This is a genomic window from Streptomyces sp. NPDC051677 (assembly GCF_044453465.1).
Taxonomy (GTDB): Bacteria; Actinomycetota; Actinomycetes; order Streptomycetales; family Streptomycetaceae; genus Streptomyces.
Map to the genome: position 1 here is coordinate 35,520 of NZ_JBITCT010000034.1, position 12,854 is coordinate 48,373.

Genomic DNA, 12,854 nt, shown 5'->3' on the forward strand with positions numbered 1-12,854 from the left:
CCGGTCAGGAGCCGAAGCGGCTTTCCCAGAACTGCTTCGCCCTGCTGAAACGGTCCGTGGTGTTCCGCATGTGCGCCTGGGCCACCGACAACTCACAGTCGGCCGTCCCCGCGCCGCCCGCGAGGGCGGCCGCCGCCTCCGCCTCCCGGACGGTCATCGCGGCCGCCGCCATCGCGGCCCTCGCCTCCTCGAACTCCCGCAGGATGAGCTCTCCCAGCGGATCCGGTCGGCCCCCGAACGCGGCGCCCCCGTCCGAGCCGGCCCCCGAGCCGCCGTCGGAGCCTCCGCCGTTGTCGCCGAGGCGCACGCCGGCCTGGCCCTGCCGGACGTCCTCCTGCGCGCCCAGGGCCCGGGTCAACCCGGCGCGCATCGCGTCATCGGTGTTGGCCATGCCGACGAAAGGGTCGTCGTGCGGCTGCGACGAGGTTGCGACGGGCCTCGGGGCGTCGAGGAAAGCCTGCGGGACCGTGGGCCGCGCGGGCCCGGGAGTCTCGTACGGCGCTGTGACGGGATCGGGATCGGGGGCGGGCTCCTGACCGACCGACGGCTGCTCGAGGATGCGGTCCGGAACCCGTAGGTTCGCGAAGTCCTCCTCGGGGATCGGCCGCAGCGTGGGCGACCAGAGCCCGCGCCAGGCCCCGGAGCGGCTGCCGAAGGAGTTCGCGGGTACGTTCACCGTCGGCTGGGGTTCCGTCTGTGCCGCCTGTGTGCCCTCTGGCACCGGCGGCTGAGGCCGGGGCTTCGGCGGGGCCGGTTCTCTGCTCCGGTCCGGCGCGAACAGCTCGGGCAGTGCCGTCTCGAGTCCGCCCAGCAGCCGGCCGTCCCTGCCCAGCGGCAGCATGGCGAACAGACCGTGCGGCGCCCTCACTTCGAGCGTGCGGTGCGGCCCGTGGAAGACCACCGTCAGGTCGAACTGGTAATAGCGGTAGGGGCGTTTGACCTTGCCGGTCCTGGAGTTCTCGTCGTTGGAGGCGTCCCGGTACCCGGCGGCGTTGCTGCGGGAGACCCCTCCGGCGACCGGCGCGGCGCCGTAGACGGTGGTCGGCCCGGCGCCGTCGCCCACGGTCCGCAGGCCCGCCCCCGCCGACCAACCGCTCGACTCGGCTGCGCTGTACGTCGTGGCCGGGTCCTCCTTGGAGAACCGCGCCGCCTCGTACTCCACCTGCGTCGGGCCCACCGTCCTGGCGTTGTCCAGACGGAAGCCCACCGAGACCTGCCGGCCGTTCACCGGCACGCCGTAGGTGTGCTGCAGCAGCCGGCCGATGTTGGCCTTCACCATCCCCGTACCGGTGAAGTGGGCGTACGACGGGCCGGCGGTGGTGGTGAAGTCGGCGCCCTGGACCCTCCAGGGCTCGGCGGCATCGAGGTCGGGCGTCCGCCTGGCCGCCGAGGCGGCCAGGGCCGCCCACCGCTCCACCGCCGCGGCGGCCGGGACCGCCAACGGGTGCAGGCGGTACAGCAGTTCGGCCGGGAGTTCGGGCACGGGCCGGCGCTCGACCCATCTCGGCTGCACGCCGTACACCCGGCTGACGGGTGGTACGGGTCGGTCAGCGGCGGGCCCGGTCAGATGCGAGGGCACGAGAACGCGTACCTCGCCCTCGGCCTGTCCCGCACCGTCGAACCAGGTCCACCCGCGGTGCTCGTTGAGCACCCTGGCGATGCGCTCGCGCGAGTCGAAGCCGTGGTGCGCCACGCTCAGCAGTGCGTGGTGCACCACGGTCACCGGCAGATCCAGGACCCGGGGCAGCTCGGTCGTACCGCCCACCTCGACCCGGAAGACCACCCGGTGGTTGAACTCCTCCAGCGGGTCCTTCGGCTCCTGCGGGTCCGCGTCGTAGATCTCGGCCCGGGCGTTCGCCTGGGACACCGTACGGCTGCTGGTGTGCCGGTAGCCGGCGTTGACCTCGAACCCGTCCCGGCCGCTGGCGTGGAACGCCCCCGCCCGGGCGTGGAACTCCCCTCCCCATGAGGTGAAAGCGCCCTCGTCGTCCTTGGTGTTCAGGGTGGCCGACGTCGCCACGTTGACCTTGGCGTCGGGGCGCGTCCGGTGTTCGTGCGCGGCCCGCAGCTCCTTCGCGACAACCCGTACCCAGACGTAGGAGGTGGCCCCCAGGAAGCCGGGCACCGGCAGCCAGGCCCAGACGCCGGTGCCCATCAGCACCGGCATCTGGTTCTCCAACGCGTCCGAGGAGAAGAGCTGGTGCAGGGTGCGGTGAAGCAGGTCGGGGCGCGGCGAGTCCGTCGACGGCCCCGCCGGGAGGACGCCATGCGCCTGGAGACGCGTGGTGATCACGTCCATGACCTGGTCCGCGCGCAGCCGCTCGACCCGGCCGACGCCCCCTGCGACGTCGGAGGTGAGGTAGTCGCGGTCGAGCCGGACCGGCGGGGCCTGTTGCTCCGCTGCGGGGACCGTCGCGGGCGCCGGGTCGCCTGCTGCGGGCTTCTCGACGGCCGGAGCCTGCGCGCCTGCCTGTTCCCTGCCCTTGCTCTTGCCCTTGCCCTTGACGTCGGCCTCGGCCTGCGGCTGCGGCAGCACATCCGGCAGCACCCGCTCCGGGACGAGCAGTTGGAGGCCGTCGTCCACGCTGAGGTAGCCGGTCAGCTGCTGAGTCCTGCGGCCCTTCCAGCGGATCGCGGTGAGCTCGAAGACCGGCCGCGCCAGCACCTCGTGCGGCCGCGCCTTGTAGGTGGCCTTGTTTCTGGCGACCTGCCCGGTCTCCTCGCGGAAGCTGTCGCTCCACCCCTTGGAGGCCCACCCACGGGCCTGCAGGTACAGATGGCCGCCGCTCTCGCCCACCGAGGACTTCTGGTCCCGTACCGGGCCCTCGGCCGGGTCCGGTACGGGTTTCGCGCCCGCCGCCGTGACATAGCCGCCCACCGTGCCGCTGACGCCGACCTCACGTGTGGTCCCCGAGGCCGACCCCTGAGCGGTGTTCGTCTCCTTGGTGTCGACGACGTCCACATCGAGCTGGGTCGCGCCCAGGTCCTTCGGCGCATACGCCCGCAGCCGCAGCCGGAACCCCTGCTGGAAGCCCTTGCGGTGCTTCAGGTCGCCCTCGTGACCGAACCGGCCGACCATGTCGTTGAAGGCCGATGCCAGGACGGCGGGGTCGGCCAGGGCGTGGATCTCGTCCGGCCAGAACTCGGGGTTGGCCGCCCACTCGTCGCCCAGGCCGTTGAGCCGCGCATACAACTCGGCTGCGAGCCGGGTGAGTTCGGGTGCAGTGAGGAAGGCGGGGATGACGCCCGCGGTGCCGCCGTGCGCGAAGTCGAGGTACTGGTCCCCGGCCGGCCAGGCCTTGTCCTGCGTCGCCGTGCCCACCCGGGCCAGCTGCTCGGCGGCGACCGGTGTTCCGGGGACGAACGCGTGCGGCACGACGACCTGCGCCACCACGTCCCCCGGCCGGTCCACCCACCAGGTTGTGGGCGTCCCGTCCGGCCGGGGCTTGCGCAGCACCTCCTTCCTGTCACCGTGTGGCTTCAGCGGGGTGAGCTGCTGCTCGTAGACGATGTTGTAGACGTACTCGTCGGTGCCCGCCTTCGGCTTGGACCGGCGGCTCGACTTGTTGCCGCCCGTGAACGAGGTGTCCCTGCCCCGGCTGTGCTCGGCGAACACGCCGAAGCCGCCGATCTGCATCGAGAGCACGTCGAGGATCCTGACCCCCAGGCCGCCGCCGATGCTGCCCCGTACGCCCCACCGGGTGCCCCGGTGGCCGGAGACACCGCCGCCGGCGCCGACGACCGACTCGACCTCCAGTCCGGTCTGCATGTCGCCGGGCAGCCGTTCCAGCAGGTGGCCGCGGACGGACAGCCGGTAGGGCCGGTTCCCGACCCAGACGGTGCGCCGGTAGCCGGCGATCACCCGGCCGAGGTCCTGCTCCATGGCGGGCCGGCCGAAGACGGACGACAGCTCCCGCTCCACGGTGGTCCAGTCGCCGACCTTGTCGCGGCGCTCCTCGACCTCGTCCTTGAGGGCGGCGAGGAAGTGGTCCTGGACCAGTTCGGCTCCCGGCAGGGCGAGCGTGGTCGCGTAGCCGCCGCCCTTGCGGGACGCCGTCGCGAGGGGCTCGCGCGGGTGGGGCGCCGGGGGCTTCCCGTCCAGCCGGGCGGGGCGCCGGGTCGGGCGTACCAGCGAAGTGCCCGACTCCCTCAGCAGCGCCCTGACATGGGGCTGGGTCTCGACCGGGCCAGGGCGCAGCGGCGGACGAGCGGCCTCCTCGGCGGGAGTGGCCGGCGGGCGGAACGCCGGGGTGTGCACGGCGCCCAGTACCCGCCGCTCGAAGTCCGCGGCCTGCGGGCGGCCGCGCCACATCGTGCCGAGCTCCGATTGGACGGTGCGGGTCACCTCGCCGATGTCCGGGTGGGTGGGCGAGGTGACGGAGACCGTCATCCGGAGGCCGGCCGCGTAGGTCACCTGCGGCTTCTTGGACTTGAACTCGGTGTGTCGGACGGCGCTCGCGGACAGCGTGTATCCGGCGCTGCGTGTGGAGTTCGAGGTGACGCTGACGTCGGGCACGCGGCCGGCGACCACGGCTCCCTCGCCGAAATGCGACAGACCGCTCATGAGCAGCCCGCCGGTGACGGCAGCGCCGGAACTTCCGTCTCTCACAGTCGAGTTGCCGGTGGTGATCGCCTCCAGGCCGCGGCTGAGACCCGGCTCGGAGAGTCCGAGGAACTGCAGGCTGTCGATATCGGCCCGGATGGTGAAGGAGGCCCGGAAACGCCGGAGTCCGCCCTGCAGGGGCACCTCGATCGGCCCGGTCGGCAGGCCGGAGGTGAGCACCCAACGGGCGTACTGGCGCAGGTTCCGCTCGGCCAGCCACGGCTCCAGCTGGACCATCACGTCCCGGACCGCTGTGGCGGGCACCCCGGCCGTGAGCAGCGTCCGGTGGAGTCCGGTGATCAGCGGGACGGTGTCGAGGGCATTGAGGTATCGGGGGTTCCGAACGGGCCGCTGCATCCCCGGCTCCGGCCCCTCGGACGCGCCGTCTCGCACCGCGCCCACGTGGGCCGCGTCGGCCCGGAAAGCGGGCGGGAAGGCGACACCGAGGTCACGCGGGATGACGGCCTCGTTCTGCAGTTCCCCGCCGTCCACGAACACACGGAACCGGACGTCGGCGTCGGCCGCCGAGAACTCCTTCCATTCCGGGTGCGTGCGGTGCGCGGTCTTGACGGTTCGCTCCGCGCCCCAGCTCCCGGTGGTCGAGGCGGTCATGCCGACCTGTGCCAGGACGGGCGCGCCGGACGCGTGTGCCAGACCCAGCTGGACAGCGGTCTGCACGGCGGCGGACACACTTGAGGTGACGATGCGCGCCCCGGTACGCGTCGTGGACTGGGTACCGACCCGCAACTCACGGTCACCTTCGGGCACCCAACCGGAGGGTTCGAAGACATCGGCCGGGACGGCGCCCGTAGCCGACGCCTCCCCGGTGCTCGCGTCGGCGGTGGCGGAGCCGTCTGCGAGGGTTGTGGCCGGGTTGTGCGGTCGGATGCCCGTCAGTACCGGCCGCAGCCAGACCAGTCGGTTGTTGACGACCACCGCGCGGCCCTTGGCGAGCACCTCGTTCCACTCCGCCCGGTCCGAGATGGCGAGGATCTCCTCCAGTACGGGCATCGTGGCCCGCCGCACGACCCGGTCGGGGATGTGCGAGGCGACGACGGCTGCCCACAGCTGGGCGCGCTCCCGCGACCACCGCGGCACGCGCCCGACCTCGGCGTTGCCGAGCGCGCCGTGGTCCACGTACCAGGGATGGCTGCGCGGCGCGGGCAGTAAGGACGGGGTGCGATCCTCCGTCCGGTCGGCGGGAGGCGGCACGGCCGCAGGTCGCTCGCCTGGTTCGTCGTCCGGCGGCGGCGTGCTCGGGTCCCCTCCCGCGAGCGGGTTCGGGAGGTCGCGGATCACCGGCCCTGAGCGGAAGACGTCCCCGATGGCGGCCAGATCGTCGGCGCCCAGCGCCGGGCCGTCCTCGCCCGAGCCGGGCGCGGGGCTGCCGTCCGGCAGCCCGACGAAGCGCAGCAACTCGTGGAGCAGGCGGTGCTCCGTCAGCGGGCTGCCGGTCTCGTCGACCGGACGCACCTCGGTCGTTCTCGTCCCGCCCGGCTGCCCGTGCACTCGCAGTACGTGGTGCGCGCCGGCGGGGTCCGCGAGGAACTCCACGTTGAGGTGGAACACGCTGCCGTCGGGCAGTTCGAAGAGGGGGGCGTTGACCGCCCGTTGCACCGTGAGCGTCGTCCGCTCCGCCAGGCGGCGGGTTTCTTCGGCCGTGATCCCGGGCTCGGGGGCCAGGTGGATGCGTAGGGTCGCGTCGCTGATCCACTCCCCGGACGCGGCCTGGAACCGCCGCGCGTCCAGTCTGATCCGGCTCATCGTGCCCGCCGGCCGACCCGGCGCATACGGTCCCGGCCTCCGCGGATCGAAGTGCTCGGCGTCGATCGCGGCGGGCTCGGCGAGGTCGCGCAACTCCGTCCATGGGTCCGGGGCGAGGGCCGCGGGTTCGCCCGGCAGGGCGCCCCCGTCTTCCTCTGCGGTTTCGGTGACCGTCTCCAAGGCCGTCGACGATGCGGGCGCACCCCGGCCTTGCGTACGCGCGGGCGGGGGCGGCGGGTGGGGGACACCGCTTGTGGAGGTGGATGCTGCCGCGTGGGTGGGGGCGGCCGTCCAGGGCGGCTGCTGCGCGGTGGCCTGCCGGATCCGGTCGAGTGCGGTGAGGACGTTCGTCAGGCTGGGGCCCGCTGGGCGGCCGGCCAGCTTCTGGGTGATCCGGTTGTGTGTCTCGGCGGCGTAGTCGCGGTACTTGTCGTTGTTGTCCGGGAGGGTCTCGCTGTCACCGATCTTGAACTGGTAGTCCCTGAGGATGTTCTCCCGTTCCGTCTGCAACTCGTTGAGGACCGGACGCAGCTCGGGAGGCACTCCTTCCCTGAACGCGCCGGTGATGGGGAGGGTTTCGTATCCGCGACGGATCTGGAACCGGATGCTCATGAGGTGCTGCTGGATCAGGCCGACGTGCTGCTCGGCACTCCTGCGCTGTCCGCGCAGGGTGGGCTGGGCATCGGTGAGACGGTAGACCACCGGCCGGTCGGACGGCTTACTGGCGACCAGTACGTCGTACTCGTGGTGGAGCGCCTCGGTGATACGGGCTTGGGTCGCCCAGGGGATCACGTACTTCTCGACGAACCTGTCCACGGCCGCCCGCTTCTGGGCCTGGGTGTTGATGTTGTTCTTGAGATGGCCGGGAGCGTGCTCGTCGAAGAACCGCTCCACGTCCGCCCTGGACAAGGGCTTGTCGCCCTCCTCACGCAGATTGCTGTTGTTTCTGTGGGCCGCAATGACCTCGCGGAGCATCTTCGCCGTGCTCGCGTACTTGGCAGGAGGCATGAACCCGGTGCCCTCGGTGAACACCGAGAAACCGGGCATGCGCTCACGGGGGATACCGAGTTTGTCACGCAGCTCGTTCATGGGCCTGACATCGCCCCAGGAACCGGGCCTGCCCTCGACAACCCCGTCGGTATACGTGCGCAGCGAACCAGGCAACGCCGTCTGACGCAACAGCTCGAGAGACTCGGGCTCCCTGATGCCGAACTGGTTGGACGCGAAGTGCTTGTCGACGTTGAGGTCACGCGAATTCCCGCCGGAATTATGCTCGGTGACCGCATCACGTGAGATCTCGTTCACGGTGTTCAAAGGCACCAGGAACGAACGGATCATAGGCTCCTGCGCATGAGCGGCCTCATACTTGTCAACCCACTTGATCTGCCGCAGAGGCTGCCCGATGCTGACCCACAGCACTTTCTCCGTGTGATCGACCGACCCCGTGTGGACCTGGACGACACCACGCTCGTCCTGACCGATGTCCTTGAACAACGGTTCACCGCCCAGCGCGTCACCGAACACTGCCGAGTAGACAGGAACAAACGGTTCACCCTCAACGATGACCACCTCCGGAATATCCCGGTTGATGAACCCCTTCCCGTCACCACTGGTGACCTCACTCGCACTCAGGTAATCCGCACCCGGAATAGCCAGAGCAGGCCGGTCGAGATCGAAATCATTCAGAAGGCTATGCGCAGCATTGACCGACGCATCGCTGAACTCGCCGCCCGGCAGCCGATCGATCGCCTGCCGGATCTCACCCACCCACGCAGCCTGCCGCCCCGCGGCCACCCTCTCCAGGAACTCTGTGATCCGCCGCTTCAGCAGGTCGGCATCCACCTCCGGCCTGACGACCATTTTCCTGAGGTCCCGAAGGAAACCGTCGAACTCCCGCAGCTCGTTCTGATCCACCAAAACCGAACGCCCAGCCCGCTGCCTCCCCTTCCCTGCTCCCGACGAACCCACGACCCGCGGCGGCGGATTCACCAGGTCGTGTGAGCTGAGGCCTGAGTGCCCCACGGTGTCCGCACCGTGCTCCGGCGCGGTGCGGTCGGGTGTCCGTGTCCCGGCGCTTTGCACCGAAGGCTCGTCGGCCCTCGCCATGACGTCGCGGAAGCCCTCGTACCTGTCGTTCTCGGCGCGGGTGGCCTCAACGGGGTTGGACGGGCGGTTGTGGACGGCTGTCGGATGGGGCCCGTAGAGCCGTTCCAGGAGCGGCAGCAGTTCCGGGGCGTTGCCGCGGACCCAGTCGGGGCCGTTGTTGCGCTCAAGGCCGGTGTAGGGGTCGGTGCCGTGGTTGGTGCCCAGGTAGGCATTGGTGAGCTGGGCGAAGAACTCCAGCTCGTCACGAGCGGCGTAGGGCTTGACCAGGTCACCGCCCGCGTCACGGACCGTGGCGCCGTCGGGCCATTGTGCACTCTCGCCCTGCTTGTCGCGGACCTCCCAGCTTTCGTGGATGGCAGCCTGGTCCGCGTCATTCAGACCGTATCGATGGATGGTGTGGGCGAACTCGTGCGTGGTGGTGGAGTAACCGTCGGCGTAATGCCTGCCCTGGCCGATTCGGGTCTCCCCGCCGAGAAGGTTCTCCTCAGTGACAGCGGTGTGGCGTCCGCCGGACCCGCGGATGTCGTCCCAGCCCCGGTCACCACCGGCCTCACCTTCGGCGTGTCTGCCGCGCAGGTCATGGAAGGGATGGAGATCGGTCATCCTGATGTCCTTGGGAACCACGACCACCTGCGCGCCTTCGATGAGCAGGCGTGCGGCGGTGTCGGGGTCCTGCAGCATCCGGGCGACCTGAGCCTGAGCCTCCTGCCGCACGGACGCAGGCTGCTCCGTTCCCTGCGGAACATCCACCAGCAATCGGGCGGCAGTCTCCGCGAACTCCTCGGACGACAGGCCGTCACGCAACGCACCGACAAGCCCAGGGTTCCTGGCCAGCCACCGGCGGTACTCCGGCTTGAGCGACTCAAGCGTCTGCGCACGCTCCCGCGCGGTCACCGACGGCAGATCCCCGACCAGCTTCTCGGCATGCGGCGGCCTGGTCGCCACGTACCCCGGCTCCCGGCCCTCATCACCAGACACCGACTCCCCGGCAGCCGCCCCCTGCCGACCACCGGTCCCCGCAGAACCGACGGGCTGATCGGTGGTGTGGTGGATTGGGTCGAAGGGCGGCGGTGGGAAGGCGGCGGCCTCGTACTCCTGGTTGTCGCTTTCGGGGGTGATCCAGTCGAGCGGGGTCCAGCGGTCGACTTCGGCGGGGTCGAGTGCGGTGCCCTGTTCGGTTGGTGAGACGGCACCGAGCCCATAACTGACGGTCTGTTGGTGGAGGGCTTGGGCCACGGCCATGGGACCGGTCAGGAAGGCGCCGTTGGTGGCCAGTTCACTGCCGGGCCAGGTCCGGGCATCGTCGTGGATGGCGCCGATCAGCCGGCGAAGGAACTGGGAGTTCGCGGGCGCGAGGATGAAGTTGTTGTTGAACTCGGCGGCTGCCATACGGTGCCGGACGACGTCGCCGAGGGAGACCTGGTCTGCGGTGATGCCCCTCTTGCGGGCCAGGTCCTCCTGAACGAAACGGAGTTGGGCGTTGTCGCGGATCATGGGGGCGAACAGGGGGATGTCGTTGCCGCCCATGGCGGGCAGGGGCCGGTGCAGGTCGACGTTGCCGGGGGCGATGTCCAGGTCGGCGTAGACCCCTCCCTCGGTCAGCAGGACGGCGTAGCGGGCCACGTCCGAGGCGACGGGGAGGGCTCCTCGTTCGGTGCGTGCGTTCTCGTACAGGTCGCGCAGTTTGGCCAGGTCGGGGTCGGCCAGTGCCTGGGTGGGCGCGGGGGTGGCGAGCCACCTTCCGAACACGCTGTTGGCGCGGTGGGCGTTCCGGGGCGGGAGGAGGTCGGTGATCTCTTTGAAGACGGCGCCGACGGCCCGGATGCTGCTTCGGGTCTGGGGCGTCCAGGTGCTGACTGCGCTGCCGGTGGGGGTGGTGGTGGTGTCGGTCCAGATCTGCATTCTCCATTGGGCGCGTCGGGCGCGGCCGGCCCACGCCAGCAGGTTCTGCTGGGCGCGGGAGCTGATCGGGGCGCCGATCCAGACGAAGTTGATGGTCCGGTTGACCTCCCTCAGGGTGCCGGGCTGTCCGGTCAGGCCGGCCATCCACCGTTCGGCCTGGTCACGCAGCTTGACGGCCTCGTCGTGATGGGGGCGGCCCTGGGCGTGGTCGGCGCGTTCACGGACGCGTTGCAGCACGATCCGGGCGGCGCTGAGCTGTCCGGCCTCCTCCAGGTCGGCCATGTCGCGCAGCACCGTCGCCTGCTCGTACGAGGTCAGCGGACCGTTCTTCTTCGCCAACTGGTGACCGGGGAGAGCCGATGCGGAGGCGGATGCGGAGGCGGATGCGGAGGCGGATGCGGACGTCGAGGCCGACGGTACCGGGTTCGAGGCGACCTGGTCCCTGCCTGAGCCGGTGCCACCGTGGGTACGGGTGGTGCCGTGTTCACGGCCGAGCCGACGGGAGAGTTCCCGCGCGGCGTTTTCACCTTCGCGGTGGAGGGTGTGGGCGACGCGGACGGTGACGTCGTCCAGCAGTTGCCGGATGCGGGTCTGGTCGGGGGTCGAGCCGTCGACCGTGACCGGGATCTGGTGACCCTGGCTGACCAGGCCGTAGGCGCGGGCCATGAGGGTGTCGTACCGGTCCGACGGGAGTTTTTCCAAAGACGCCCGCAGACGCCGCAGCTCCAGCGGACCGGACACCTCGCCGTCGGTCTTGTCGGCGTCGGTGGCGCCTGCTGTCGTCGGCGCTCCCGCCTCGGCGGTCACGTCCGCCGGAGGGCTTTGCGATTCGCCGGAGAGCAGTGCGCCCAGCGAGTACACGGCTGCGTTGACTTCGCCGCTAGGGTCCACCTGAGCCCACAACAGCGGCGTGGCCGGGCCCTGGTCGTCGGCCACGGGCACGACGACCGGTGCGCCCAGTGCGTCGGCCAGCGCCTGCGGCAGGGCGAGCGGGGTGACACCCTGGACGCCCGGGACTGTCATCGCGTCCGGAGTCAGCGGGACCGGGAGGACCACCGGCTCGCCCGGGCGCCAGCCCATGTTCTGCTGCAGGAAGTCAGGCAGGTCGGTCAACGCCACTGTGTGCGTGCCGAGTTGCAAGACCTCGTGCGCCGGGTCGTACGTCGCCCCATACAGCACCGGCGGCACCTCGCCGCCCGGCTGCACGGCCCCAGGCAGCATCTGCCCGGCCAGCACCTGACCGGAGAGGACACCGTGCCGGATGATCTCCGCGGCGACCAGGTGCTGCGCTCGCACCATCGCCGGGTGGATCTCCGCCCCCGGGCCGCTGTCCGGCTCCGGCACGAGCGGGGCGACACCGCGCGGGTCGACACCCGGCAGCACCTCGTGGGCGCGGACGGTGAGTATCGTCGAGGCGTGCACCAGGGCGGTGTCGACGGTGTCGGGAGCAAGGTCGGGGTCGGTGAGGACGGTGCGCGCAGCGTCCGGGTCCCAACGGGGGTCCTGCGACCGGTCCGGCGGCGGTGTCGGCGTGCCGGACCGAATGTCCGCACCCGGGCGCGGCTGAGCGGTCGTGGCGGAACCCACGGCGTCCGGAAGCGGCTGAGCGGTCGTGTCGACCTGCTCCGCACCGGCGGATGTCAGCGAGGTCGGCCGCGAGTCCGGACCGACCGGGCGGTGGCCGTCGGAGCCCGTGATCCGGTCGGTGCCGATCGCCTCGGTACGGCCGCCGAACTCCTGGCTCACCCGGGCCACTTCGTCCGGTCCGGTTGACCCCTGCGTCTGCGCCGGCTGGTCGCCCCCGCGCACCGTCTCGCTCTCCGGCAGGCCGTCGACACGGCCGGACTGGGCCGGGCCGCTGCCCCGTTGCTCCGGTGTGAGGCCCGGGCTTCCGGACGGCGGTGCATCCGTGTCGGCCAGACGCACGGTCACCGGTGTCGGCCCCTGACCGGAAGGGCGGGGGCCGAAGGAATCGGTGTTCCGGGCGGCCCCGATCTCGTCGCTGCGCCCGCCGGACCGCTCGTCCACCCTGGCCACCCCGGCCGGGCCGCCCGATGTCCCGGACCGCGACGGCACGTCGGCGTCGGCGTCGGCCGAACGCTGTGCCGCCGACGTCCGCGAGCCTGCGCCCGCGTCGCGCGGGTCCTGCGGCTTGGCGGTGGTGGGACTGGGCGAGGGGTTCTCGAGTTCGGTGGCGGATCCGTTACCGTCCCTGTTCATCGTCGTCCCGGCGCCCTTGGACGAACCGTGGCCAACGATCCCGCCACCTGAGCCGGGCTCCGGCTTGAACGTGGTGACCGGGTTGTCGTTGCGGGTGTACGGACGTGCGCCGCCCCCGGAGCCGTCTGCCGGCCTCCCCGTGCCCGACTGCGGATGGGAATTGGGTTTGTCGCCGCTCGGTTTCGCGGGCAGGCTCTGGCCCTTGCCGGGGAACGGTTCGGTCCTGGAGGCACCCGCGCTCTGGTCCGGGCGGCCCGTT

General features: G+C 71.2%; 1 protein-coding gene. It reads right to left on the reverse strand.

Translation table 11 applies throughout. The annotated features are described in order from the left end of the window. Positions 1-4: 4 nt before the first annotated feature. Positions 5-12,595 carry a glycosyltransferase gene (locus ACIBAF_RS32610; RefSeq protein ID WP_399467790.1) on the reverse strand — a complete coding sequence of 4,197 codons (12,591 nt, stop codon included), beginning with the start codon at positions 12,593-12,595 and terminating at the stop codon, positions 5-7. Between the last annotated feature and the right edge of the window lie 259 nt (positions 12,596-12,854).

Excerpts from the sequence above, each read along its gene's own strand:
- ACIBAF_RS32610 (WP_399467790.1), bottom strand. The coding sequence starts at position 12,595 with ATGAACAGGGACGGTAACGGATCCGCCACCGAACTCGAGAACCCCTCG.